Annotated in this window: 22 protein-coding genes; 14 read left to right on the top strand and 8 right to left on the bottom strand. The window is 65.6% G+C overall.

Features of this window, described 5'->3' with window-relative positions:
* Nucleotides 1-457: 457 nt before the first annotated feature.
* The 6 genes from ACOQPI_RS17935 to ACOQPI_RS17910 form a co-directional block, all read right to left on the bottom strand.
* Entirely contained in the window at nt 458-856 is a 399-nt protein-coding gene (locus tag ACOQPI_RS17935) for a type II toxin-antitoxin system VapC family toxin (RefSeq protein WP_420620961.1), read from the bottom strand.
* Complete coding sequence (locus ACOQPI_RS17930; protein ID WP_420620960.1) at nt 853-1,116, bottom strand: hypothetical protein; 264 nt, start codon at nt 1,114-1,116, stop codon at nt 853-855. The genes ACOQPI_RS17935 and ACOQPI_RS17930 overlap by 4 nt, the downstream gene beginning before the upstream one ends.
* 138 nt (nt 1,117-1,254) lie before the next feature.
* Complete coding sequence (locus ACOQPI_RS17925) at nt 1,255-2,868, bottom strand: cupredoxin domain-containing protein (protein WP_420620959.1); 1,614 nt, start codon at nt 2,866-2,868, stop codon at nt 1,255-1,257.
* Nucleotides 2,869-2,871: 3 nt separating this feature from the next.
* Nucleotides 2,872-4,506 carry a peptidylprolyl isomerase gene (locus ACOQPI_RS17920; protein ID WP_420620958.1) on the bottom strand — a complete coding sequence of 545 codons (1,635 nt, stop codon included), beginning with the start codon at nt 4,504-4,506 and terminating at the stop codon, nt 2,872-2,874.
* Nucleotides 4,503-6,944 (bottom strand): copper resistance CopC/CopD family protein, encoded by a 2,442-nt coding sequence (locus ACOQPI_RS17915; RefSeq protein WP_420620957.1) that lies wholly within the window; start codon nt 6,942-6,944, stop codon nt 4,503-4,505. The genes ACOQPI_RS17920 and ACOQPI_RS17915 overlap by 4 nt, the downstream gene beginning before the upstream one ends.
* Nucleotides 6,931-9,561, bottom strand: a complete 2,631-nt coding sequence (locus ACOQPI_RS17910; protein WP_420620956.1) for a heterodisulfide reductase-related iron-sulfur binding cluster — start codon at nt 9,559-9,561, stop codon at nt 6,931-6,933. The genes ACOQPI_RS17915 and ACOQPI_RS17910 overlap by 14 nt, the downstream gene beginning before the upstream one ends.
* 223 nt (nt 9,562-9,784) lie before the next feature.
* Here ACOQPI_RS17910 and ACOQPI_RS17905 point away from each other — a divergent pair, with 223 nt between their 5' ends.
* The gene (locus tag ACOQPI_RS17905) at nt 9,785-11,149 is read left to right on the top strand and encodes an ammonium transporter (RefSeq protein WP_420620955.1); all 1,365 of its coding nucleotides are present in this window, start codon (nt 9,785-9,787) and stop codon (nt 11,147-11,149) included.
* A gap of 23 nt (nt 11,150-11,172) precedes the next feature.
* Here the strand turns inward: ACOQPI_RS17905 and gpmA are convergent, their stop codons facing one another.
* Entirely contained in the window at nt 11,173-11,931 is a 759-nt protein-coding gene (gpmA, locus tag ACOQPI_RS17900; RefSeq protein WP_420620954.1) for a 2,3-diphosphoglycerate-dependent phosphoglycerate mutase, read from the bottom strand.
* Between the two features lie 144 nt (nt 11,932-12,075).
* Between gpmA and dnaK the strand changes: the two genes are divergently transcribed.
* The 13 genes from dnaK to purQ all read left to right on the top strand — a co-directional run bounded on the left by dnaK (nt 12,076) and on the right by purQ (nt 24,415).
* The gene (dnaK, locus tag ACOQPI_RS17895; protein WP_420620953.1) at nt 12,076-13,941 is read left to right on the top strand and encodes a molecular chaperone DnaK; all 1,866 of its coding nucleotides are present in this window, start codon (nt 12,076-12,078) and stop codon (nt 13,939-13,941) included.
* Complete coding sequence (locus tag ACOQPI_RS17890; RefSeq protein ID WP_420620952.1) at nt 13,938-14,483, top strand: nucleotide exchange factor GrpE; 546 nt, start codon at nt 13,938-13,940, stop codon at nt 14,481-14,483. The genes dnaK and ACOQPI_RS17890 overlap by 4 nt, the downstream gene beginning before the upstream one ends.
* Nucleotides 14,484-14,501: 18 nt before the next feature.
* A complete protein-coding gene (locus tag ACOQPI_RS17885; protein ID WP_420620951.1) occupies nt 14,502-15,401 on the top strand; it encodes a DnaJ C-terminal domain-containing protein in 900 nt (299 codons plus the stop codon).
* On the top strand, nt 15,398-15,730 hold the full coding sequence (locus tag ACOQPI_RS17880) for a heat shock protein transcriptional repressor HspR (RefSeq protein WP_420620950.1): 333 nt from the start codon (nt 15,398-15,400) through the stop codon (nt 15,728-15,730). The genes ACOQPI_RS17885 and ACOQPI_RS17880 overlap by 4 nt, the downstream gene beginning before the upstream one ends.
* A 47-nt stretch (nt 15,731-15,777) precedes the next feature.
* Complete coding sequence (gene egtB, locus ACOQPI_RS17875; protein WP_420620949.1) at nt 15,778-17,055, top strand: ergothioneine biosynthesis protein EgtB; 1,278 nt, start codon at nt 15,778-15,780, stop codon at nt 17,053-17,055.
* Complete coding sequence (egtD, locus tag ACOQPI_RS17870) at nt 17,055-18,065, top strand: L-histidine N(alpha)-methyltransferase (RefSeq protein ID WP_420620948.1); 1,011 nt, start codon at nt 17,055-17,057, stop codon at nt 18,063-18,065. Before egtB ends, egtD begins: the two co-directional genes overlap by 1 nt.
* Nucleotides 18,066-18,165: 100 nt before the next feature.
* Complete coding sequence (locus tag ACOQPI_RS17865) at nt 18,166-19,452, top strand: adenylosuccinate synthase (protein ID WP_420620947.1); 1,287 nt, start codon at nt 18,166-18,168, stop codon at nt 19,450-19,452.
* Complete coding sequence (gene purD / locus ACOQPI_RS17860) at nt 19,449-20,729, top strand: phosphoribosylamine--glycine ligase (protein WP_420620946.1); 1,281 nt, start codon at nt 19,449-19,451, stop codon at nt 20,727-20,729. Before ACOQPI_RS17865 ends, purD begins: the two co-directional genes overlap by 4 nt.
* On the top strand, nt 20,726-21,181 hold the full coding sequence (gene purE, locus ACOQPI_RS17855; RefSeq protein WP_420620945.1) for a 5-(carboxyamino)imidazole ribonucleotide mutase: 456 nt from the start codon (nt 20,726-20,728) through the stop codon (nt 21,179-21,181). Before purD ends, purE begins: the two co-directional genes overlap by 4 nt.
* Nucleotides 21,174-22,574: an adenylosuccinate lyase gene (gene purB, locus ACOQPI_RS17850; RefSeq protein ID WP_420620944.1), complete on the top strand. Its 1,401-nt coding sequence runs from the start codon at nt 21,174-21,176 to the stop codon at nt 22,572-22,574. Before purE ends, purB begins: the two co-directional genes overlap by 8 nt.
* Nucleotides 22,571-23,461 (top strand): phosphoribosylaminoimidazolesuccinocarboxamide synthase, encoded by an 891-nt coding sequence (locus ACOQPI_RS17845; RefSeq protein ID WP_420620943.1) that lies wholly within the window; start codon nt 22,571-22,573, stop codon nt 23,459-23,461. The genes purB and ACOQPI_RS17845 overlap by 4 nt, the downstream gene beginning before the upstream one ends.
* Entirely contained in the window at nt 23,458-23,718 is a 261-nt protein-coding gene (gene purS, locus ACOQPI_RS17840) for a phosphoribosylformylglycinamidine synthase subunit PurS (protein ID WP_420620942.1), read from the top strand. The genes ACOQPI_RS17845 and purS overlap by 4 nt, the downstream gene beginning before the upstream one ends.
* A 34-nt stretch (nt 23,719-23,752) precedes the next feature.
* Nucleotides 23,753-24,415, top strand: coding sequence for a phosphoribosylformylglycinamidine synthase subunit PurQ (purQ, locus tag ACOQPI_RS17835; protein ID WP_420620941.1), 663 nt, complete (start codon nt 23,753-23,755; stop codon nt 24,413-24,415).
* Here the strand turns inward: purQ and ACOQPI_RS17830 are convergent.
* A complete protein-coding gene (locus tag ACOQPI_RS17830) occupies nt 24,412-24,810 on the bottom strand; it encodes a hypothetical protein (RefSeq protein WP_420620940.1) in 399 nt (132 codons plus the stop codon). The genes purQ and ACOQPI_RS17830 overlap by 4 nt on opposite strands.
* Nucleotides 24,811-24,839: the final 29 nt, after the last annotated feature.

The raw sequence follows: 24,839 nt of genomic DNA, 5'->3' as shown, positions 1-24,839 counted from the left end.
GGAGACGTGGTCCTAACCTTCGAGAACGAAGACGGAGGTGGTAGTCATGCACCCTTAAGCCCCAACAACGGCCTGCGGATTGAACACGGTGGCTCTAGTGGGAACTGCAATCTCCAAACAGCAGACAACGGCAACTGGGTGCTCCGCGCTTGGATCACGAACTGCACTTATCACGGCGGTTAGCAGCCTCCTCCCGACCGGGAACCTCGGCCCTCACCTCCTCCTTGGCGCGCTGGCACTGCCCGTCCCTGCAACTCGTCGAGGAGCGGCACCGCCAAGCCAACCTCGCCGCAAGCCGGGCTGTTGACCTCAAGGCAGCCAGCGGGTGCAGGCGGGCAGCGTCCAGTGGGGTGGTAGGCTTCGGGTCGTTTCTAGGTAGAGGGCTGTAGGGGTGCACAGCCCAGTACCGCTCTCACGCGGATTCAGCCTCGATCGGTTCGGCCCTGCGCTTGGCGGGTCATATCGCTGGGATTTGGGTCCAAACGATCCCTTGGACGTGCTCGAAGTGGTGGTCGGCTGACACTAGGTCGGCGCCGGTTTCCATTGCGTGGGCGGCTATCCACACGTCGTTAGTGGGGATGGGGCGGCCTATTGCTCGCAGAGCTGCCGCGATCCGGGAATAGCGGTCGGCGGTCACCGGGCCCACTTCGACGAATGTCGAAAACGGGCTGGAGAGGAATGAACCGAGATCGGCCGCGTTCTGATCGAAGCGAGAGCCCCGCCGGAATCCGTAAAGAAGCTCGCCAACGACAACGGCTGAGAACAGCAGTTCATCAGCCACCCTCACCAGATCTGCTACCTGCTCTTGACCTCGCATGAGCAGGGAGTAGGCGTTGGAGTCCAACAGGATCCTCATGCCCAAGCCGACTCGTCGATGACCCCGAAGTCCTCCAATGCGGCGTCCAGCGCGTCGGCCTCTGCTGACGACCAGCTTCCGATCAGATGATCCAGCGAAGACCCGACTGTACTGGCCTGATCTGCCCGGTCAGACAGCCCGGCGCCCCGCCGCAGCAGCCTCAGCGCGGCCTTGTTCAAAGAAATCTGCTCCTGCGCCGCGAGGCGACGAACTGCGGCATCGAGCTCGTCGCCAAATCCTCTAACCGTCAACTGGTCCATTCCACCCTCTCAAAGCGACTCTTATTACGACTCATTATAGATCATATATTGAGTCAAAATGGGCGATGCGGCTGACTCAAAGTCAGATTTTGAAATCAGCCGCAGAGGCATGGTTCAGCACTCCAAAGCGCGCGGTCCTCACAGGGTGCATTGGGGGCGGCGGGGGGCGGGGAGTTTTTGGCAGAAGGCTTGGCGCTCCCGGTGGGAGGCGAGCACGAAGTCGGCTTGGAGCACTATCGAGCCGTAGCAGGCGTCGCGGCTCTCGGGGTAGGCGGTGGGGTCGGCGTCGAGCAGGGCGCAGAAGGCCACGGCGCGGTCCGCGCCCACCGGCTCCCAGAACCCGTTCTGCACCGCCTCCCAGATGCAGTCGGCGTTGTCGATGACGTATGCGGCGTGTCGGCAGTGGCCGATGGTCTCGGCGGGGTCGTCGGCGGCCAGGTTGGCAGCGTCTCTCCCGTATGAGCGGAAGCAGAGCGAGCGGGAGTTGGCCGGCGCCTGGTCGCAGAGGGCGGCCACTGCGGCCATGTCCCAGTTCAAGACGGTGGCCATGCGGGTGGTCTGGTAGAAGTAGCAGGCGGGCTGGTATTGGGGCTCGACGATGTCGCAGGGGTAGATGGGGTCGCCCTCGCGCAGGTACTGGGTGACGTGGCCCATCGCCCCCGAGAGGCCGCCCACCACGTTCTCCATGTAAATCCCCGAATAGCACGAGTCGCGGTCCTGGCTCGGGGCGTTGTCGCACAGCCCCAGCGCGGTGGGCAGGTCGTAGTTGGTCCACGCCATGAGGCCGTGGCCCACGCCGTGGACGCACTGGTGGCGGAAGAACGCGTTGGCGGTGCTGTCGCACAGAGCGGCGATGTCGGAGGACAGATTGGCGGTGCCGCGCTCGGCGAACATGGCTTCGATGGCGCCGTGCTGGCCGCCCGACTGGCAGTCGTGGGTGGCCAGGGCGAACGCCGCCGGGCCGAACATCTCATAGGAGATGCGTCCCGCCTCGTGGGCCCTGTCGTGGCAGTTGCTGCCGCTTTCCAACTCGATCTGCTTTAGCACTTGCAGCGCCCCGCCGGGGCCGAACTGCTCGATGAAGGCCTCGAGCCGACGGTCGTCGGTGACGATGTCGGCGTGCGAGGAGGCCGCGTCTCGGGGCAGGGGGGCGAACTCCCGGTCGGGCATCTCGAACACGAGCGGCTCTTGAGGGGCGGATTGAGCGGGCTGGGTTACGCCGGCCTGGGTGGCGGGCGGGGCGACCACCGACACCAGGCCGCCTTCGTCGGGGGAGAGGTGGTTGTGGTAGTACCACTGGCCGGGCTTGTCGAAGCGGTGACCCCACGTCGAGCCGGGCGACAGCGGGGTCTTGGGGTCGAACTCCGGGAGGATCTCGTGGGTGGGGTGGATGTTGGAGGCCGGCCAGAAATAGTCCTCGGAGTTGTTGACGAACGACACGGTGTCGCCCGGGGCTATAACCAACTGGGCGGGGGAGAAACCGCCTGCGGTGTAGATCACCTGATGGCTAGAGGCCGGGACTGAAGCGGTGTCGACGGCGCCATCAGCGCTGGCAGAGTCGGATGTGAGGACGGGGCCGGGGCGGCGGGCGGCGGCGGAGCTGCTCGCCGCTTCCGGCTGGTCGCTGCCCGCGACCACGGCGAGGGCAACCGCCAGCGCGGCCACGGCAACCAGGGCGAGGGCGAGGGCGCCCAGCAGGAGCCGCCACGCGGGGCTTGACCGCTCAGGGGAGGAGGTCGTGGGCCCCGCCATTGATCAGTTCGGGGCGGCGGTGGTGTGGATGGTGATGGTGTTGATGGCGGCGGGGGGGTTGGGGGCGCCGCCGAAGTCGTTGCCGGGTTGGTCTTGGTGGGTGTTCAAGATGGCGGTGAGCGCGTCGAGGCCGGCGGTGATCTGGCCGAACACGACGGAGTCGCCTTGGGCGTCGAGCAGGGAGGCGGCGTCGGTGACGGTGAAGAAGAACTGGGCGTCGGCGCTGTTGGGCTCGGCGGTGCGGGCCATGGCCAAAAGGCCGGGGCGGTAGGCGAAGCCCGATCCCTCGTCCCAGATGGTGTAGCCGGGCCCGGGGTCGTTGGCGTTGTTGGTGTGCGGGGAGCCTGCCTGCAAGATGCCGATGCTGGGGTCGGAGCGGTGGATCAGGGTGTTGTCGTAGTAGCCGTATCGGGCCAGGTTGACGAAGTTGTTCACCGTTCCGGGGGTGTTGGCCGTGTCCAGGGCCACTTCCACGACTCCAGCGGAGGTGTCGATCACCGCGGTGTAGGAGGCCGAGGGGTCGATGCAAAGCGCCGGGGCGTCGCCGAACTCCAGCACCCGCTCCACCGCCCCCTCGGCCGGAGCGCACGGCCCCGCCCCATAATCAACCTCAGTGAACGGGCGGTAAGAGGTCTGCGGGGATGTCGCCGCGGGCTGTTGCGCGATGGGCACGGTGGTGTGGATGGTGATGGTGTTGATGGCGGCGGGGGGGTTGGGGGCGCCGCCGAAGTCGTTGCCGGGTTGGTCTTGGTGGGTGTTCAAGATGGCGGTGAGCGCGTCGAGGCCGGCGGTGATCTGGCCGAACACGACGGAGTCGCCTTGGGCGTCGAGCAGGGAGGCGGCGTCGGTGACGGTGAAGAAGAACTGGGCGTCGGCGCTGTTGGGCTCGGCGGTGCGGGCCATGGCCAAAAGGCCGGGGCGGTAGGCGAAGCCCGATCCCTCGTCCCAGATGGTGTAGCCGGGCCCGGGGTCGTTGGCGTTGTTGGTGTGCGGGGAGCCTGCCTGCAAGATGCCGATGCTGGGGTCGGAGCGGTGGATCAGGGTGTTGTCGTAGTAGCCGTATCGGGCCAGGTTGACGAAGTTGTTCACCGTTCCGGGGGTGTTGGCCGTGTCCAGGGCCACTTCCACGACTCCAGCGGAGGTGTCGATCACCGCGGTGTAGGAGGCCGAGGGGTCGATGCAAAGCGCCGGGGCGTCGCCGAACTCCAACAGCCGGTGAACCGCCCCCTCGGCCGGAGCGCACGGCCCCGACCCATAATCAACCTCAGTGAACGGATTGAACACAACCCCGGTGGGTTGCGGTGCGACGAGATCGACGGCGTTGGCATCGGCTGCGGGCGGGCTGGCGGCCAAGTCGTCGTTTCCGCTGCCGAACTCGGTTGCGGGCGGGCTGGCGGCCAAGTCGTCGCTAGCAGCGCCGTTGGATTCGATCAGAGGCGAGGCAGGCGCCGCATCGTCGTCTCCGTCGCCGCCGATGAAGGTGCCGGTGAGCAAGCCGGCGGCGAACACCGCCAGAATGGCCACAACGACAATGCCAACCCGAAAGGAGCTGCTCTTGTCGTCGATGGGGTCGCTTTCGCCCTCGATGGGTGTACTGTCGCCTTCAACAGGCTCGGGGGCGGGGTTCTCGCTGCTCACAGGGTGCTTGCCACCTCGTCTCTGGCTTGAAAGCAGGCTTGGCGCATGCTCTCGCGGATCGACTCACATATTAGGGTTGCTTGGATCGTGTTGTGGTTGTTGTAAATGGTGTTGGTGGCCGCGCCGATGTAGCAGTCGGACTGGTACGCGGGGAGGCCCAGCGAGCAGAGCCGCACGATGGTGGCCGGATCCTGGTAGTACGAACTGCTCACGTCGCGGCCCAGCGCCCGGTAGCAGTTGCCCACCATGTCGGCCCGCACGCCGTTGCAGATGGAGAACACCTCGTAGAACCCGGCGGTGTCGTACCCGGTGTTGTGGAGCATCCAGGAAGTCTGGGTGGCGAAGCAGTCGGCCACGTAAAGCTCTGCGATGGCGTTGCAGGGGTAGACGAGGTCGTCGGTGCGCAAGTAGGTGGGGGTTCCCTGCTGGCCCAGGATCATGTTCTCCATCAGGGCGCCGTTCATGCAGCTGCTGTCCTCCCACGGGTCGCTGAACACCTCGCAGTACGGGACTGTGGCGAAGAGGTCGCCGCCGAGGATCTGCATGATCCCGTGGCCCAGGCCGTGAACGCAGTTGAAGTGGTCGAACGAGTACCGCCTGGTTGCCACCTCCGAGCAGAAGCCGGGGAGCTCGGCCTCCAACTCCGTGTTGTCGAACTGCCCGAGGGCGTACTCGACCACGCCGTGGTAGTAGCCCGACCAGCACGCCGAGCCCTCATAGGTCAGCGCCGTGCCAACGTCCCCGTACCAGACGACCGCGTCGTTGCCCAGGTCGTGGACGATTTGATGGCAGTTCCGAGACACGAAGTCGTCGGTGCGCGACAGCAGCTCCACCTCGTCCACCGCCTTGTCGGCCCCCTCGGCCCGCATGATCGACGAGAAATAGCTGCGGTAGCAGCCGGGCATGCCTATCGTCCGCTGGGCGCACTCCTCGGCGTTGGCCGGGGGCTCGTCGCTGAGCAGCCCGACGTCGAGACCACCGGCCACATCGCCGTTAGCCTCCTCCAGAACGGCTTCGAGGTCGCGGGCGTTGAGGCTCGCGGGGTTCAACCCGGTGACCAGCGCGGCCACCGCCACAACCGCTCCCAGACCCCACAGCTCAAGCCGCAGCGACCGCGGGGAGACGGCCGCCCCCCGGTTGCGGCGGCGAAGGCCGGCCAGCCAGCCTGCCCGCCAGTCGTGGTACATGCCCAGGGGCACCGCCACCAGTGCCACCAGCCCCAGTTTCACGAGCAGGGCGGTGGTGTAGCCGGAACCCTTGAACAGCTCGGTGCCGGCCAGGAGCCAAGTGGACCGCAGGCCGGTGAGCGCCAGCACCGCGAAGGAGGCCGCGGCCACCGGGGCGAATCGCCTGAACATACCCTCCAGCGCCGCGGAGCGATCTGGGGCTGTCAGCTTCCGATACGCCGGGGTGGCCATGGCCGCGCCCGCGATGAGCAGCGGTCCCAGCCAGGCGCCGGCTGCCGCCAGATGCAGGGTGGACACCCATATCCCGAACGGGTCTTCCGACAGCGTCGATGTGTGGCTGGCTGAGGCGCCTAAGGCGATGAGCGCCACCACGCCGATGCCGGCCTGGGCCAACGTGATCTCTGAGCGCGCCCCGGCCAGTCGGCGGGCCATCACTGCCAGCACCCCTGAGCCCACCACCGCTAAAAGCAGCGTGCGCCCGGTGCCCTCGGTTAGGGCCAAGCGGAGGTTCTCTCGCAGCGAGCCGTCGCCGTAGCCGCGGGTGATGAGCGCGACGGTGGCCGCCGTTCTCACCACGATGGCGAGGTGCAACACCAGCGCTCCCACCAGCAGCCCGCGCCGGGCCGCGGCGGCCAGAACCCCCGATACCGCCGGCTGAGAATGCCGGTCCCGCAGATGCCAGCCCAGCACCAGCAGGGCCCCGATGGCCGCGGCCAGCCCGGCGTACCAGAGGAATCGCCCGATTCCGCTGACCAGCTCCAGCACCCGGTCGAGCGCGGGGGCTTGGGTGAAGCTGGCCGCGGCCACCGCGGCGCCGTCCACGATCCCCACGCCCACCACCACCTCGCCTGCCACCCGGTGCCCGTCGGGGCCGACCGTCACCCACGAGAGGCCGAAGATGCCCCGGCCCAAATCAGGCAGGGCAAACCGGATGATCTCGGAGTCCTCGCCCTCGGGGGTGAGGAGAGCGGCGCCGGGAATGGTCCCGCCGCCAGAGGAGATGATCTCGAGCCGCACCGACCGGGGGTCCACCGCCTCGGCGAAGACCAGGGTGAGCTGCTCGGGCGCCTCGGCCGACACGGCGCGGTCGGCGGGCACTGTCTCCAACAGCCGGGTATGGGCCGAAGCGGTGGACGCGCCGAGCCCGACCGAGGCCGCCAACGCCACCAGGCACACCACCGCAAGCCGCAGCAGTGGCTGCGGCGCCCCCCGCAGGAGGCGAATGGCTGAAACGCCGCTAGTCAGCCTCATCGCGCTCGGCGATAAGGGCGGCGGCCTGGGTGGGCCACTTCCACTTGCTGATCCGGCCGGGGATCTCCAGGGCGGTTTCGAGTTCCTGCACGGCATCGTCATCCAGAGCTGCGAGGTCTTCGTAGGTCACGATGCCGTGATCGGGCAGCGCCCGGGCCAAGGCGGGATCGGTGCCCATGATGCGGGTGAAATCGTCTGGCCTCTTGGATGGGTCTGGAGCGGGCCTCTCTGCGGGGGCTGGTGCTGGTGGCTCGGGCTCGGCTTCCGGAGCCGATGACTCCTCTGGTTCGGCTGCTTCGACTTCGACGGCCTGCTCGGGCTCGGCCGATGGCGGAGCCTCGACGGCCACCGCAGCCTGCGGCTCGGCCACCGCGACCGCTGCTGCTTCAGACGCCCGAGTGCGGATGGTGAGCAGTTCAGATTGGCGAGCTTCCTCCTCGGCGGCGTCGCGGTTCTCCAGCGCTTCCAGCAGGTGCATGGAGATGTCACCCACCACCACGTCGTCGTCGGCCCCCTCGGCCTTGATGCCATCGTCGATCATGATGTAGCAGAACGGGCAGGCGGTGGCGATCCGGTCGGCCCCGGTGGCCAGCAGCTCTTGTGACCGCTCCACGTTCACCTGCTTGCCGATGGTCTCCTCCATCCACATGCGGGCCCCGCCCGCACCGCAGCACATGCCCTTGGTCCCGTTGCGCTCGGCCTCCACCACCTCGACGCCGCCCAGCGATCCCACCACTCGGCGAGGGGCCAGGTACACGTCGTTGTGGCGGCCCAGATAGCAGGAGTCGTGGTAAACCACCCGCTCGTCGAGGCGGGCGCCGGTCATGTCGAGGCGTCCGTCGTCGATCAGCGCCTCCAGGAACTGGGTGTGGTGGACCACCTCGTAGTGCCCGCCCAACTGGGGGTACTCGTTGGCCAGGGTGTTGAAGCAGTGGGGGCACTGGGTGACGATCTTCTTGACCCCCATCTCATTGAGGGTCTCGATGTTCTGCATGGCCAGCATCTGGAAGATGTACTCGTTGCCCGAGCGCCGGGCCGGGTCGCCGGTGCAGTTCTCGGCCGGCCCCAAGATGGAGAAGCTGATCTCGGCTCGCTGGAGCAGCTTGGCCACCGCCTGGGTCACCTTGCGGTTCTTGTCGTCGAACGATCCGGCGCAGCCCACCCAGTAGAGGTACTCGGACTCCAGCGGGTCGCCGCCGTCGAGCACCGCGATGCCCTCGAACTCGGTGGCCCAGGCGCCGCGGTCGCCCTGGGACATGCCCCACGGATTCCCCGAGTTCTCCATCGACCGGTAGGCCTGACCCAGCTCGGTGGGGAAGTCGGACTCCATCAGCGACAGATAGCGGCGCATATCGAGGATCTTGTCGAGGATCTCGATGTTCACCGGGCAGATCTCGTCGCAGGCCTTGCAGGAGGTACACGCCCAGATCTCCTCGCCGGTTATCCGCTCGAACAGCGAGTTGGCCTCCACCTTGATCTCCGGCACCGTGCCCAGGGGCGGCGTGGTGGCCGGCTCGCCGGTGGCGGCCATGACCTCCCCGGTCTTGAGCACGATCTCCCGCGGGTCGAGGGGCTTGCCGGTGGCGTGGGCCGGACACACCGAGGTGCATCGACCACACATGGTGCAGGCGTCGGTGTCCAGCAGCTGCTTCCAGGTGAAGTCCTCCACGGTGGCTGCCCCGAACGACTCCAGGTCGGTCTCCATCAGGTTGGGCATGGGCTTCATGGCCCCCTTGGGCCGGTCTTTGTCCCGCAGGTACATGTTCAGCGGGGAGGTGACCATGTGGCGCAGCATGGTGATGGGCAGCAGCACCAAGAAGGCCACGAAAGCGATCACGTGTCCCGCCCACCAGAACTGGTGCCAGTGGTCGAGGCCCTCGAGGCCCCGCATCTGGGTGGCAACCTGGTAGCCCAGCACCGACCACTTCTCGAAGTCGGGCACGCCATGGTCGGCGATGCGGAACACCTCGGCGCCGAATCCGGTGACTCCGATGGCGAAGAACGTGCCCAAGATCACTGCGTGCTCGGGCCGCGACTTGATGCGGATGCGGTAGGGACGCAGTCGTCGGGGGCCGTAGCGGCGCACTATGGCCCACATCACCCCGACCAGGAAGATGGCCCCGGCGATGTCGCCCACCGCGGAGTACACCTGGTACACCCGGCCGTGGAGGAACTTGGCCCCGTCGGGTAGTTGCTCGTCGATCTCCAGGGTGGTGGTGACGCCCAACAAGATGATGAACCCCACATAGATCATGGTGTGCATGACGCCAGCGCCGGGCTCCCGCAGCAAGGTGCGCATGTACATGCCCCGCCGGAGGTCTTCGAGGCGGGTCTTGGCGTTGGAAAGGGTGGTGCGCCGGTTGTCGGGGCCGCCCCGCTCCCAGTTCTTCACCCGCTTGGCGAACTCCCAAGAAGCCCACACCAAGAAGATGGGGATGATGGTGTAGAAGGCGGCCTTCCACCCGCTGGGGATGTTCTCCCAGGGGTGACGGGTGATCTCGGCCGGGTTCTTGAACTCGGTGATGGCCGAGGCGATGCCCGAAGCAATGGTGAAGGCGGCGAAGCCCAGCCCGAGGCCGAGGACTATGTGGAAGGGACGCAAGCGCTTTGGGTCCATGGCGACTCCAAACCTAGTTGTTGACATCCCCCGGTTCCGTACTCAAGCAGGCAGTACGAGTTCCGCCCAGTCCCGTACTCAAGCAGGCAGTACGAAGCCGACGAGTCCTGCTTGAATTTCACAGCGCAGAAACAATTGTGAAACCTGGCCTTCCTACCTTGTTCCTGACTGCGACAGCGCCGCAGTGGCGCGGGCGCAGAAACGGCGAAGGAGGGCCGGTCATATGAAAAGGAAATTCGGAATTGGAGCGCTGATTGCCGCCGGCACGGTGCTCATCGGGGCTGTTCCGGCAATGGCCCAAGACGGCGGTGCCGAAGCAGTGCAAGTGGTGATGGACAACCTGTGGGTGTTCATCGCCGGCATTTTGGTGTTCTTGATGCAGGCCGGCTTCGGCATGGTCGAGGCGGGCATGACCCGAGCCAAGAACGTGGGCAACATCATGGCCAAGAACCTGGCCGACATGTGCATTGGCGCGCTGGCCTTCTTCGCGTTCGGCTACGGCATTGCTTTCGGCACCGACGGCGGATCGCTGATCGGCACCGACGGGTTCTTCCTGAGCGGCACGTTCACCACCTTTGGCGACGGGCTCAGCACTCCCACGTTCTTCTTCTTCCAGGTGGTGTTCGCGGCCACCGCGGTGACGATCGCCTCAGGGGCCATGGCCGAGCGGACCAAGTTCTCCGCGTACTTGGTGTTCAGCTTCTTCATGACCGCGCTGATCTATCCGGTGGTGGTCCACTCCTTCTGGCACGGCGACGGCCTGCTGTCGGACCTGAAGATCGGCGACGCCCGGTTCGGCGACTTCGCCGGTTCCACCATCGTACACAGCACCGGCGGCTGGGCCGCCCTGATGGGCGCCATCTTCCTCGGGCCCCGCATCGGCAAGTACGACGAGAACGGCAACCCTCGGGCTATGCCCGGCCACAACATCGCCTTCGTGGTGTTGGGCGTGTTCATCCTGTGGTTCGGCTGGTTCGGGTTCAATCCCGGCTCGGAGCTGGCTGCGGATGACTTCGTGATGCGTGCTGCGGTAACCACGCTGTTGGCCGCGGCTGCCGGTGGCCTGACCGCCGGGGCGGTCATCTGGCGCAAGGCCGGCTCGCTGGATGTGGCCATGACCGGCAACGGCGTACTGGCTGGTCTGGTGGGTATCACCGCCGGCACCGGAACCATGAACCCAATGGGCGCAGTGGTGACCGGCGCTATCGCCGGAGTCATCGTGGTGTACTCGGTGCTGTTCTTCGACCGGGTCCGCATCGACGACCCGGTGGGCGCCATCTCGGTTCACGGTGTGTGCGGCGTGTGGGGGACGCTGGCCGTGGGCCTGTTCTCCCGCTATGACGATGCGTTTGTGGGCCAAGACAACGCCGGACTCTTCTACGGCGGAGGCATCGACCAGTTGGTGGTGCAGCTCATCGGCGTGGTGCTGGTGTTCGCCTGGGTGACCATCACAACCGGCATCCTGTTTGCTGTCATGAAGAAGACGATGGGTCTACGGGTGTCTCGTGAGGAAGAGATTGGTGGACTCGACCTCCACGAGCACGGAGTGCCCGGCTACGGCCCGGACACCTCCACCTCTGTGGGCTGACACTCCTACAGCCTGACAGGCGCTTAGCCCGCTTGTTTGGCCACTGCTGTGGCGGCTTCGGCCGCCGCGGCGGGGTCGAGCGAGCGGGCGAGCGTCGTTTTGGCCTCGATGGGCATCATGTCCGGTCCCAGCTCGTACACAAGCGGCATCCCGGTGGGGATATTGAGCTCGGCGATGGCGTCGTTGTCGATCTGATCGAGGTGTTTGGCGAGGGCCCGCAGGCTGTTGCCGTGGGCCGAGATCAACACCAACTGCCCGGCTTGCAGATCAGGGACCACCTCGTCATACCAATAGGGCATCAGCCGTTCCACCACATCAGCTAGGCACTCGCTCTTGGGCAACAGCTCCGGAGGGATATGGGTGTAGCGGGGGTCGCCATTGGGATTCCACGGGTTGTCGTCGGCAATGGGGGGTGGTGGGGTGCGGTAGCCCCTGCGCCAGGCATTGAGCTGCTCATCGCCATAGCGTTGTCGGGTCTCGGACTTGTCCAACCCGGTGAGGTCGCCGTAGTGGCGCTCGTTCAGCCGCCAATGCTGCTTCATCGGCACCGATGCCCGACCCATCTCAGCCAGGGCCAGTTCCGCAGTGCGAATGGCCCGAGTCTGCACCGAGGTGTGTACGACATCGGGCAGCAGTTCGGCCTCAGCCAGCGCCTGCCCGCTGGCTCGAGCCTCGGCCTCTCCCTGTTCCGTGAGATCGCAGTCGTACCAACCGGTGAACTGATTGGAGGCGTTCCATTGGCTCTGTCCGTGGCGAAGCAGGATCAGCGTTGCTGGACTCACCCTGGGCAGCGTAGCGGCTCCAACCCTTAGTGATCTGCACTCAAGTTTTGGGATATGACAATTTGAGGGGTATCCTGAGGGTCGAAGATAATCCTCGAAACCAAACTTCAACCCCAAACCAAACTTCAAAAGGAGTCGAACAAAATGGCCAGAGTTGTCGGCATCGATTTGGGCACCACCAACAGCGTGGTTGCAGTGCTCGAAGGCGGTGAGCCCACTGTCATCGCCAATACTGAGGGCTCTCGCACCACCCCTTCGGTGGTGGCCTTCTCCAAGGAGGGAGAGGTGCTGGTGGGGGAGGTGGCCAAGCGTCAAGCCATCACCAACCCCGATCGCACCATCCGCTCCGTCAAGCGCCACGTGGGCACTGACTGGTCGGAGAGCATCGACGGCAAGGCTTACAGCAGCCAGGAGATCTCGGCCCGGGTTCTGCAAAAGCTCAAGCGGGACGCCGAGACCTATCTGGGCACCGAGGTCACCGAGGCGGTTATCACCGTCCCGGCCTACTTCGACGACGCCCAGCGCACCGCCACCAAAGAGGCCGGCACCATCGCCGGCCTTGAGGTGCTGCGGATCATCAACGAACCCACCGCGGCCGCACTGGCCTACGGCCTCGACAAGGGCGACACCGACCAGACCATTCTGGTTTTCGACCTGGGCGGGGGCACCTTCGACGTCTCCATCCTGGAGATTGGCGACGGGGTGTTCGAGGTCAAGTCCACCAGCGGCGACACCGCCCTGGGCGGCGACGACTGGGACGACCGGGTGATCGGCTGGCTGGTGGACTCGTTCCGCAACGACCACGGCGTAGACCTGAGCAAGGACAACATGGCCATGCAGCGGCTCAAGGAGGGCGCGGAGCGGGCCAAGATCGAGTTGTCGCAAACCCAGAGCACCAATGTGAACCTGCCCTTCATCACCGCCACCGACGCAGGGCCACTCCATATGGACTACGAGCTGAGCCGGGCCAAGTTCCAGGATCTCACCAGCGACCTGCTGGATCGGTGCCGCAAGCCCTTCGAGCAGGCCCTTTCTGACGCCGGCCTGTCGGCAGGCGACATGGACCACGTGATCCTGGTGGGCGGCTCAACTCGGATGCCAGCGGTGGTGGACCTAGTTACCGGGATGACTGGAACCCAGCCCCACCAGGGAGTCAACCCCGACGAGGTGGTGGCCGTGGGCGCGGCGGTGCAAGCCGGCGTGCTCAAAGGCGAGGTCAAGGACGTGCTGCTGCTGGATGTGACCCCGCTGTCGCTGGGCATCGAGACCAAGGGCGGTGTGATGACTCGCCTGATCGAGCGCAACACCACCATCCCCACCCGCCGCACCGAGGTTTTCACCACCGCGGATGACAACCAGCCCACGGTGGAGATCCATGTGCTTCAGGGCGAGCGGGAGATGGCCGCGTACAACAAGACGCTGGGCAAGTTCCAGCTGGTAGACCTGCCCCCAGCCCCCCGAGGGGTTCCTCAGATCGAGGTCACCTTCGACATCGATGCCAACGGCATCGTCCACGTGTCGGCCAAAGACCGGGCCACCGGCAAAGAGCAGTCCATCACCATCACCGGCCAGACCTCGCTGGACAAGAGCGCCATCGATCAGATGATCGCCGATGCCGAGGCCCATGCGGCCGAGGATGCCCGTCGTCGGGAGGAGGCTGAGGCCGTCAACAACGCCGACAGCCTGGTGTACCAGGTGGAGAAGTTGCTGGCCGAGGCCGGCGAGTCGGTAGACGCCGACCAGCGCAGCGAGGTTGAGGCCAAGCTGGGCGAGCTGAAGTCGGCCATCGACGAGAAGGACCTCGACCGCATCCGCTCGGCCACCGAGGAGCTGTCGGCCATCAGCCAGCAGATCGGGGCGGCCATGTACGAGCAGGCGGCCGCCGCAGCCGGCGATGCCCCCGGCGATTTCGATGCCCCGGGCGACTTTGATGCTGGCGGTGCCTCAGACGATGAGAACATCGTCGACGCCGAGATCATCGAAGACGAAGAAGACGGAAGCTCCCAGTGAGCGAGGAGGCTGCGGCTGATCTGGCCAATGACGGGCTGGATGGCGACGAAGTCGCTGATGAGCAGACTGTTCACGAGCAATCCGCCGACGGGCGGGTTCAGGAAGTGGGCGACGTCGAAGAGCCGGAGACCTCGGTGGAGGAGCTTTTGGCCCAGCGGGATGGCTATCTCAACGACCTTCAGCGGGTGACCGCTGAATTTGCCAACTACCGCCGCAAGGCGGCCGAGCGCCAGCAGGAGACGGTGGCCATGGCCGCGGCCGACATCGTGGAGAAAGTGCTGCCGGTGCTGGACGCCTGTGATGCTGCCGTGGCCCAAGGAGCGGAAGACGTTGTCCCCATTCGAGACGCGCTGTTCGCGGCGCTGGAGAAGGAGGGCTTGGCCAAGCTCGACGATCCGGGCGCGCCGTTCGACCCCACTTGCCATGAGGCCGTCGTCCATGAGCCGGGTGAGGGAGAGGCGGTGATCGCCGAAGTGTTGCGGGCTGGCTACGAGTGGAACAGCCGTGTGTTGCGGCCCGCCATGGTGAAGGTCCGGGGGTAGGACGGAGGCGATCGAGGCATGGACGTGAAACGGGAATGGCTGGAGACCGACTATTACAAGGCCTTGGGTGTCTCCCCTTCGGCGTCTGACAAGGAGATCACCAAGGTCTATCGCAAGCTGGCCCGCAAGCTGCACCCCGATGCCAACCCCGACGATGCCAAGGCCGAGGAGCGGTTCAAAGAGGTATCGGCCGCCTACGACGTGCTGGGCGATGGTGAGCGCCGGGCCCAATACGACCAAGTGCGCCACATGGGGCCTATGAACTTTCAGGCCGGACCGGGCGGCTTCACCATGGAGGGCGACCTGGCCGACATCTTCTCGGCGTTCATGGGCGGCGGCCGTTTCGACCGCGGTGGCCCCCCGTTCAGCGGCCAGACCCGCCCGGTTCGAGGCCATGATCTCAACGCCCACCTGACCTTGGACTTCGCCGAGGCGGTGCGAGGCACCACCACCGACTTGACCCTCAGCGGCGACACCGCCCGGGCCGGACGCTCCATATCCGTGCGCATTCCCGCCGGGGTGGGCAACGGCCAGAAGATCAAATTGGCCGGCAAGGGGGAGCCGGGGGTCAACGGCGGTCCGTCCGGCGACCTGTATGTAACGGTCAAGGTCAAATCTCACCCGGTGTTCGGCCGCCAGGGCAAGAACCTCACGGTTTCTGTGCCGGTGACGTTTGCCCAGGCAGCACTGGGCGCGGAGATCGAGGTGCCCACCTTTGAGGGCGACCCGGTGACACTGCGCCTGCCTCCCGGGAGTCAGCCCGGAAGGGTCTTGCGGGTTCGGGGACGAGGCGTGGAAACCGCCAAGGGAACCGGCGATCTGCTGGTGACAGTGGACCTGGAGGTTCCCACCGAGCTGAGCGATGAGCAGCGCCAGGCTTTGGAAGCATTCGCCGAGAAGATGGAGGCATCACCATGATCGATCCCCGAGGCCGTGATCGGGCGGTGTATGTCATATCGGTGGCTGCTGAATTGGCCGGTATCCACCCCCAGACCCTGCGGATCTACGACCGTCGGGGTCTGGTGCAACCGGCCAGAACTGGCGGGGGGAGCCGGCGCTACAGCGACGCTGACATTGAGAAGCTCCGCCGGGTACACGAGCTGACCAGTGAGGGCATGAACCTCGACGGAGTGGAGCGGGTGCTCGCCCTCGAGGCCGAGGTGGCTCGGCTCAGGGCCCAGGTGGTGCGCCTCACCCGGGAGCTGGAGTCCAAGCGGGCCGACATCGTTCTGTACCGAAGAGGCTGAGTGCTGCCTTCGGCGGTTAGAGTTCAAGCCCTGCCAATCCTGTGACCGTGACCCTCGCCTCCGACCTCTCCGACCTCTCCGACCTCTTGGTGGGCTATCAATCAGTCCGGACTTACACCGACGCGCTCGCCGCTCCGTTGAGCAACGAGGATCAGTGCATCCAGTCGATGCCCGACGTGAGTCCCACCAAGTGGCATCGAGCCCACGTAACCTGGTTCTTCGAGACCTTCCTGCTCAAGACCCGTCTCGACGGCTATCGCGAGTTTCACCCGGCGTTCGGCTTCCTGTTCAACTCGTATTATGAGGCGGTTGGGGATCGCCACCCTCGGCCCGAGCGGGGCAACCTCTCCCGACCATCGTGCGATGAGGTGGCTGCCTACCGGGCCCATGTCGATGGGGCCATGGCCGAGCTGCTGGCTCGCCCGCTGGACGATGCCACCGCCGATCTGGTGCTGTTGGGCCTTCACCATGAGCAGCAGCACCAAGAGCTGTTGCTCATGGACATCAAACATGTGCTGTCGACCAATCGGGCGCTGTGGCCTGCCTATCACGACCTCCCCTCGCCGCCCTCCGGGATGTCGAGCAACGGACAGCCATCCGCCGGCTGGACCAGCTTCGACGGCGGCGAAGTGTGGGTGGGTCACGACGGCAACGGCTTCGCCTTCGACAACGAGAGCCCTCGCCACCGGACCATCCTCCCTTCGTATCGGCTGTCCAACCGACTGGTGACCTGCGGCCAGTGGTTGGAGTTCATGGCCGACGGCGGCTACGACACTCCCACTCTGTGGTTGTCGGACGGCTGGTACCAGCAACAGGAGCACGGCTGGGAGGCGCCTTCGTACTGGGACTTCCACCCCGAGGACGGTTGGCGGGTGTTCACCCTCCACGGCCTCCAACCGCTCTTGCCCGACGAGCCGGTGTGCCACTTGTCGTACTACGAGGCCGATGCCTTCGCCCGCTGGGCGGGGGCCCGACTCCCCACTGAGGCCGAGTGGGAGCACGCTGCCGCCACTCAGAAACCGGGGGGCAACCTCGGCGACCAAGGCCGATGGCATCCCGCCCCCGCCCCGGGCGACGATGGCCTGCACCAGCTCTACGGAGACGTGTGGGAGTGGACGTCCAGCTCCTACGGCCCGTATCCAGGGTTCCGGCCCGCGCCAGGCGCAGTGGGGGAGTACAACGGCAAATTCATGGTCAACCAATTCGTGCTTCGGGGTGGCGCCTGCGTGACCCCTCCCGGCCATATCCGGGCTACCTACCGCAACTTCTTCCATCCCCACACCCGCTGGCACTTCTCCGGGATGCGCCTGGCCCAGGACGCGTAATGCCAGGACGCGTGGTTCCAGGAAGCGCGATTGTGGAGCCGGTGGTCGATATCCATCTGGATCCCGCCTGGATCGATCGAGCGCTCCGGGCCGACGTGGCCGAAGGTCTCACCTCCCAGCCCAAGGAGCTTCCCCCCAAGTGGTTCTACGACGACCGGGGCAGCGAGCTCTTCGACCAGATCACCCGGCTGCCCGGCTACTACCCCACCCGAAGAGAGCGGGAGATCCTGGAGCGAGAGGTCGACGTGATCGCCGAGCGGTCCGGAGCTGACACCGTGGTGGAACTGGGGTCGGGCACCTCGGAGAAGACCCGAATCGTGCTGGACGCTCTGGCCGCCACCGGACGGCTCCGCCGCTACGTCCCGTTCGACAACAGCGAGGCCACCCTGCGAAACGCGGCTGCGGAATTGGCTGAGGCCTATGAGGGCCTGGCTGTCCACGGCGTGGTGGGCGACTTCGAGCACCACTTGGGCCACATACCTGATGGCGGCTGTCGGCTGATGATGCTCCTGGGCGGCACCATCGGGAACTTTCCCCCCGCGCCGCGGAAGGACTTTCTGGCCAGCGTGGCCGCCACCATGGTGCCGGGCGACACCTTCTTGCTGGGTTTCGACTTGGTGAAGGATCACGACCGGCTGATTGCCGCCTACGACGACCCCGAGGGCGTGACCGCAGCGTTCAATCGCAACGTCCTGTCGGTGATCAACCACCGTCTCGATGCCGACTTCGCTCTCGACCAATTCGAGCACGAAGCCCGTTTCGACCCCGACGAGGAGTGGATCGAGATGTGGTTGCGCTCCCGCTGCGCCCAGCAGGTGACCATCCGCGGGTTGGGCATGACCGTCGACTTCGCCCAAAACGAGCGCATGCGGACCGAGATCAGCGCCAAGTTCCGTCCCGAGAACATCGGCCCTGAGCTTGCTGGTGTCGGGCTGGCCATGGAGCGCCTGTGGACCGACGCCCGGGGGGACTACGCCCTCACCCTGTCCCGCATGGTGGAAGGGCGCTGACCGGCACGGCATTGCTGGTGCAAATGCCATTTATTGCTCGTCAATCCCTTGGTGGGCGCGAGTAGTGTCAGTTCGTAAGCCACGCTGATGGGGTAGCGCTTTGCCAGCAACCGTGGTCGTCGGGACGCAATGGGGTGACGAGGGCAAGGGCAAGTTCACCGACCTCCTAGCCCGCGACATGGACATGGTGGTGCGCTACCAGGGCGGCCACAACGCTGGTCACACCCTGGTGGTGGAGGGTCAGACGTTCAAGCTCCAGCTCGTTCCCAGCGGGGTTCTCTATTCCCACGTGACCCCGATGATCGGTAACGGGGTGGTGATCGACCCCAAAGTGCTCATCGACGAGATGGATCGGCTCACTGCGGCCGGGGTCGACTGCGGCAAGCTGAAGGTGAGCGGCAACGCCCACCTCATCCTGCCCTATCACCAGACGCTGGACGTGGTGGCCGAGCGCCATCTGGGGCGCAACAAGCTGGGCACCACCAAGCGGGGCATCGGCCCCGCCTACGCCGACAAGGCGGCCCGGGTGGGGCTGCGGGTGCAAGACCTGCTCGACCCCAAGATTTTCCGGGAGAAGCTGGGCGTGGTGCTGCACGAGAAGAACCCGCTGCTGGCCAAGGTGTACAACCGGCTGCCCTTCGACCTCGAGACGGTGGCCGAGCAGTACCTAGAGGAATGTCGCCCTCGCCTTGAGCCCCACATTGCCGACACGGTGGGGCTGGTTCACGATGCATTGGAGACCGGCCAGAACGTGCTGTTCGAAGGGGCCCAGGCCATGTTCCTCGACCTCGACCACGGCACCTACCCGTTCGTCACCTCCTCCAACCCGGTGGCCGGTGGGGTGTGCGTAGGGGCGGGCGTCGGTCCTCGGCACATCGATCGAGTAATCGGGGTCACCAAGGCGTATATCAGCCGGGTGGGGTCGGGGCCGTTCCCCTGCGAGCTGACCGACGACATCGGCGACCACTTGGTGGATGTGGGCCGTGAATACGGGACCAATACCAAGCGCCGCCGCCGGTGTGGTTGGCTGGACACGGTGATGCTGCGCCACGCAGTGCGGGTGAACTCCTTGTCGGACCTGGCCATCACCAAGCTCGATGTGCTGGACGCCCTCGACCCCATCAAGGTATGTGTGGCCTACGAGGTGGACGGGGAGCGCTGCAACTCGATGCCCTACCACCAATCAGAGATCCACCGGGCGGTGCCGATCTACGAGGAACTGCCTGGCTGGCGCACCGACTTGAGCGAAGTCGGCGATCGCTCGGAGCTGCCCCAAGAGGCCGAAGACTATCTGCGGTTCATTGAAGAGCAGGCTGGCGTGCCCGCCTCCTTGGTTGGTGTGGGTCCGGGCCGGGATCAGTTCATCACGTTCAGCGCAGTGTCGTGAGAGTCTGCGTCGTTGGCAGTGGGGGACGTGAGCATGCCCTTACCCACGTGTTGGGCCGGTCGTGCGACGTCGTGGTCACTCCCGGAAACCCCGGCATTCCTGGTTCTGTTGCTGTACCAGCAACCGAGATCGACGCCGATCTGTATGTGATCGGACCCGAGGTGCCGCTGGTAGAAGGTCTAGCCGACGAATTGAGAGCAGCAGGTCGGCTGGTGTTTGGCCCTGGAGCCGACGGGGCCCTCTTGGAGGGCTCCAAAGCCTGGATGAAGGAACTGCTGATGGCCGCTGAGGTGCCCACCGCGGGCCACGGCTCGTTCACCGAGCTCGAGCCGGCTCTCCGCTACCTGGACACCATGAGCGATCTCTTTGTGATCAAGACCGACGGCCTGGCCGCGGGCAAGGGGGTGCTGGTTACCGAGGATCGGGCCGAAGCGGAAGAAGCAGTGCGGGCCTATCTCTCGGGGGAGGCCTTCGGCGACGCCGGACTCCGGGTGGTGATCGAAGAGGGCCTTACCGGTCCCGAGCTGTCGGTGTTGGCGGTGTGCGATGGCCATCGGGCGGTGCCATTGGCTCCGGCCCAGGACTTCAAGCGCATCGGTGAGGGCGACCTCGGGCCCAATACCGGGGGCATGGGGGCCTACTCCCCGGTGCCGGTGGCCGGAGATGATGTGGTTGATGCAGTGATGGATCGAGCGGTGCTGCCCACGCTGGAAGAGCTACAGCGACGGGGCATCGACTATCGGGGTGTGCTGTATGCCGGGCTGATGCTCACCCCCCAGGGAATCAAGGTGCTGGAGTACAACGTGCGCTTCGGCGACCCCGAGGCCCAGGTGGTGCTGCCCCGGCTGAAGTCCGACTTGGCCGACCTGCTGGCGGCCGCGGCGGCCGGATCACTGGAGGACGACCCGGTGTTCGGCGATGACGCCGCGGTGACGGTGGTGTGCGCCTCGGAGGGCTATCCCGCCTCCCCCCGGACCGGCGATCCAATTGCTGGCATCGAGGCGGCCAACGCGGTGGAGGGCGTGATGGTGTTCTGCGCTGGAGTGGTATCAGCTGCTGAAGGCGGAGTTGGTGCTATTTCTGCTGGTCAGAGCAGTCAAGAGCTGGTCACGGCTGGGGGCCGGGTGCTCAACGTGACCGGGCAGGGGCCCGACTTGGCCACCGCCCGAGAGCGGGCTTATGCCGGGGTCACCCACATTGATTGGCCGGGCCGCTACGTTCGCTTTGACATCGCCGCCGCGGCGGTAGAGGGCGCTTCACAGAGGGAATCGGCATGAGCTTGAAAGTCGCTGTCATCATGGGATCGTCGAGTGATGAGGACACCATGGACCCGGCCCGCACCACGCTGGAACAGTTCGGCGTGGAGTGCCACTGGGAGGTCATGTCGGCCCACCGCACGCCGGAGAAGGTCCGCCAGTTTGTGTCCGGCGCTCGCGATGCCGGGTTCGGGGCCATCATCTGCGGGGCGGGGATGGCCGCTCACCTAGCCGGCGCGACTGCGGCCCAGACCACCCTGCCGGTGATCGGCGTGCCTTTGGCCGGCGGAGCGCTGAACGGGGTGGACTCCCTGTATTCCACCGTGCAGATGCCCAAGGGGATCCCGGTGGCCACCGTGGCCATCAACGGCGCCATGAACGCGGCTTTGCTGGCCATTCAGATTCTGGCGGTGACCGACTCGGGGCTGGCCGAGAGGCTGGCCGCCCATCGCGCTGAGATGGCCGGTGGCTGAGAAGGACCTGATTCCCGACGTTCTGGCCGACCGCTATGCCAGCGCGGCGATGGCTGCTATCTGGTCGCCGGAGGGCAAGGTAAAAGCGGAGCGCCGCCTGTGGGTGGCCGTACTGGAGGCCCAGAAGGGTCTCGGCATCGAGGTGCCCGACGGGGTTGTGGAGGCCTATCGAGATGCCATCGACCAGGTGAACCTGGACTCCATCCGGGAGCGGGAGCGAGTCACCCGCCACGACGTGAAGGCTCGCATCGAGGAGTTCTGCGCGCTGGCCGGCCACGAGCACATCCACAAAGGGATGACATCGCGCGACCTCACCGAGAACATCGAGCAGTTCCAGATCCGCCAGTCGTTGGATCTGGTGCGATTCAAGCTGGTGGCCGTGGTTTGTGCCCTAGGACGACGGGCCGACACCCATTCCGAGTTGGTGATGGTGGGCCGCTCCCACAACGTGCCCGCCCAGGCCACCACCCTGGGCAAGCGCTTCGCCAACTACGGCGAGGAGGCGCTGGCTGCCTTGGGTCGGATCGACGACCTGCTGGACCGTTACCTGCTGCGGGGGCTTAAAGGCCCGGTGGGCACCCAGCAAGACCAGATCGATCTGTTCCTCGGCGAGGCTGACAAGGCCGCTGAACTCGAAGACCGAGTGGCCGCCAGCCTCGGATTCGCAGCCACGATGGGCAGCGTGGGTCAGGTGTACCCGAGGTCGCTGGACTACGACGTGGTTACCGCGCTGGTGCAGGCATCATCGGCCCCGGCCAACTTGGCCCGGACCATCCGGCTCATGGCCGGCCATGGCTTGATCACCGAGGGCTTTCAGGCTGGGCAAGTGGGCTCGTCGGCCATGCCCGGCAAGCGCAACGCCCGCACCTCCGAGCGCATCTGCGGGTTCTCGGCGGTGGTGCAGGGCTACGCCAACATGGTGGGAGCCCTGGTGGGCGATCAATGGAACGAGGGCGACGTGAGCTGTTCGGTGGTGCGCCGGGTGGCCCTGCCCGGCGCGTTCCTGGCTCTCGACGGCCAGCTTGAAGCAGTACTGGTGGTGCTCAATGAGCTCGCAGTGTTCGAAGACGCGATCGCAGCCGAGTTGACCGCCAACCTGCCGGCGCTCACCGCCACCCGAGTACTGATGGCCTCGGTGGCCGCCGGTGCGGGCCGGGAAGAGGCCCATCGCATCATCTCTGAGCATGTCCCCAAGGGAGACGGGTTCTTCTCGGCTGTTGCCGATGACGAGAGGTTGCCGATTGCTTCTGTCGACGTCGAACAGATCAAGAGCCAACACTTGGCGCTGACCGGGGCAGCCGCTGGCCAAGCCCGGGCTTTCGCCGCCAAGGCCCAGGAGTTGGGCACCCAAAATCCCAACGCTGCCGCCTACCAACCGGAGCCCATCCTATGAGCACCAAGAACATCAACCTGCCCCCAGTTCATTCCGGCAAGGTCCGCGACATCTTCGACGCCGGTGACGGCCGGCTGTTGATGATCGCGTCCGACCGCATCTCAGCGTTCGACGTGGTGATGGACGAGCCCGTACCCGAGAAAGGGCGGGTGCTGACCGCCATGTCGGCCTATTGGTTCGAGACCCTGGCCGATGTGCTGCCCAGCCACCTCATCTCCACCGACGTGGCCGACTTCCCACCCGAGGCCCAGGCCAACGGGGTGGCCGGTCGAACCATGCTGTGCCATCGGGCTGAAATGCTGCCCATCGAGTGCATCGTGCGGGGGTATCTGAGCGGCTCGGCCTGGAAGGAGTACAAGGCCCAGGGCACCATGCACGGCCAGGCCCTGCCCGCGGGGCTCCGGGAATCCGACAAGTTGCCCAAACCGGTGTTCACACCCTCGACCAAAGCCGAGTCGGGCCACGACGAGAACATCTCCTACGACCAGGCAGTAGAGCTGGTGGGTTCGGACCTGGCCGAGCAGGCCCGGGCGGCCTCGCTGGAGCTCTACCGAAGGGCGTCGGAGGCGGCCGCCGAGAAGGGCATCATCATTGCCGACACCAAGTTTGAGATGGGCATGGTGAACGGGACCCTGGTGGTGGCCGACGAAGTGCTCACTCCCGACTCCTCGCGCTTCTGGCCGGTGGACGGCTGGGTGCCGGGGGCAACCCCGCCGTCATACGACAAGCAGCCGGTGCGCGATTACCTGAGCACGTTGGATTGGGACAAGCAGTACCCGCCGCCGCCGTTGCCCGACGAGGTGGTGACGGCCAGCGCGGCCCGCTACGTGAGCGCCTACGAGATCGTCACCGGCCGCAGCTTCGCCGACTGGCCCGGAGGCTCATGAGTACAGCATTTGATGTGGCAGTTGAGGTGAGCCTCCGGGACGGGATAGCCGACCCGGAGGGCCTGACCATCGAGCGGGCGCTGCCCGCGCTTGGATTCAGCGGCGTGAGCGGCGTTCGGGTGGGAAAGAGCCTGCGCTTTGTGGTGGAAGCCTCAGACGAAGATGAGGCCCGTACACAAGTAGAGGCCATGTGCCTGCGGTTCTTGGCCAATCCGGTTATTGAAGATGTTGACATCTCTCTGAGTCCGGCCTTATGACGATTCCCGCTGCTTGCTCGGTTTGGGGGCGAGGATGACCACCAAGGTGGGCGTCGTTGTGTTTCCCGGCTCCAACTGCGAGCAGGATGTGGTGGAAGCGGTGGACACAGTTGGGGGTTCTGGCCAGCTTCTATGGCATAAAGACACTTGCCTTGGAGATGTCGACGCAGTGGTATTGCCCGGAGGCTTTGCCCATGGCGACTATCTGCGCACCGGGGCGATGGCCCGGTTCTCCCCCATCATGGGCGCGGTTGAGCGCTTTGCCCGCGACGGCGGGCCGGTGGTGGGTATCTGCAATGGATTCCAGATTCTCACCGAAGCTCAATTGTTGCCCGGAGCCCTCTACAAGAATCGGGGACTCAAATTCCTGTGTCAGCCCGCGGTGTTGCGGGTGGAATCAATGGGCTCGGTATTGACTCGGGGCCTATCCGTTGGCGACGAGCTCAAGATCCCCATCAATCACTTCGAAGGCAACTTCATTTGCTCAGAACAAGTCCTGGAACAGTTGCGTGACAAAAGTCAGATCGTGTTCACGTATCGGGACAACCCCAATGGGGCCACTGCTGACATTGCGGGGATTTGCAACGAAAACGGCAACGTGGTGGGGCTGATGCCCCACCCTGAGCGTGCCGCTCACCCGTTGCTGGGTAGCACCGACGGTGCTTTGCTGCTGAAAGGGTTGATCAGCGGTGATTAGTCAGTGGAACGTGTGCGGGCAACTCCGGCTGCTTTCAGCACACTCGCCGGAACCCCGACCTCACGCCATGCCGCATAGGAAATGCCCTTGCGGCCACTGTACTCGGCGGCGATTGCGATGAATTCGCTCTCAATGCCGCTGATGTCAACCGTTTCCTCTTCTTGTTCGAGCTCGGCTTCCAAGTCCATGAGCTCTTGGATCAGATGAACTCGCTTCAACGGCTTGGCCTGGGCGATCTCACCAGGGAGCTCAGCAACCCGAGCCTGCATTCTTTCCGGAGAGCGCTGGCGTCCCCGCTTGGGCTTGCTCTGGTCAAGCGCATTCAGATAACGGCTCACTGTGCGCCCCTGAGCCTGTCCGAGGGCCCGCGCCGATTTGGCTTCTTCAGATACCATCATCGCTCCTTGATCTGTTTGATCAGCTT

This window comes from Candidatus Poriferisocius sp., assembly GCF_965219815.1.
Taxonomy (GTDB): domain Bacteria; phylum Actinomycetota; class Acidimicrobiia; order Acidimicrobiales; family Bin134; genus Poriferisocius.
The sequence above is the reverse complement of the archived record's forward strand: the minus strand, read 5'-3'. Positions and strand labels throughout refer to the sequence as shown.

Coding starts and splice junctions, on each gene's coding strand:
- ACOQPI_RS17935 (WP_420620961.1), bottom strand. CDS start 856: ATGAGGATCCTGTTGGACTCCAACGCCTACTCCCTGCTCATGCGAGGT.
- ACOQPI_RS17930 (WP_420620960.1), bottom strand. CDS start 1,116: ATGGACCAGTTGACGGTTAGAGGATTTGGCGACGAGCTCGATGCCGCA.
- ACOQPI_RS17925 (WP_420620959.1), bottom strand. CDS start 2,868: ATGGCGGGGCCCACGACCTCCTCCCCTGAGCGGTCAAGCCCCGCGTGG.
- ACOQPI_RS17915 (WP_420620957.1), bottom strand. CDS start 6,944: ATGAGGCTGACTAGCGGCGTTTCAGCCATTCGCCTCCTGCGGGGGGCG.
- ACOQPI_RS17910 (WP_420620956.1), bottom strand. CDS start 9,561: ATGGACCCAAAGCGCTTGCGTCCCTTCCACATAGTCCTCGGCCTCGGG.
- ACOQPI_RS17905 (WP_420620955.1), top strand. CDS start 9,785: ATGAAAAGGAAATTCGGAATTGGAGCGCTGATTGCCGCCGGCACGGTG.
- dnaK (WP_420620953.1), top strand. CDS start 12,076: ATGGCCAGAGTTGTCGGCATCGATTTGGGCACCACCAACAGCGTGGTT.
- ACOQPI_RS17885 (WP_420620951.1), top strand. CDS start 14,502: ATGGACGTGAAACGGGAATGGCTGGAGACCGACTATTACAAGGCCTTG.
- ACOQPI_RS17880 (WP_420620950.1), top strand. CDS start 15,398: ATGATCGATCCCCGAGGCCGTGATCGGGCGGTGTATGTCATATCGGTG.
- egtD (WP_420620948.1), top strand. CDS start 17,055: ATGCCAGGACGCGTGGTTCCAGGAAGCGCGATTGTGGAGCCGGTGGTC.
- purE (WP_420620945.1), top strand. CDS start 20,726: ATGAGCTTGAAAGTCGCTGTCATCATGGGATCGTCGAGTGATGAGGAC.
- ACOQPI_RS17845 (WP_420620943.1), top strand. CDS start 22,571: ATGAGCACCAAGAACATCAACCTGCCCCCAGTTCATTCCGGCAAGGTC.
- purS (WP_420620942.1), top strand. CDS start 23,458: ATGAGTACAGCATTTGATGTGGCAGTTGAGGTGAGCCTCCGGGACGGG.
- purQ (WP_420620941.1), top strand. CDS start 23,753: ATGACCACCAAGGTGGGCGTCGTTGTGTTTCCCGGCTCCAACTGCGAG.
- ACOQPI_RS17830 (WP_420620940.1), bottom strand. CDS start 24,810: ATGGTATCTGAAGAAGCCAAATCGGCGCGGGCCCTCGGACAGGCTCAG.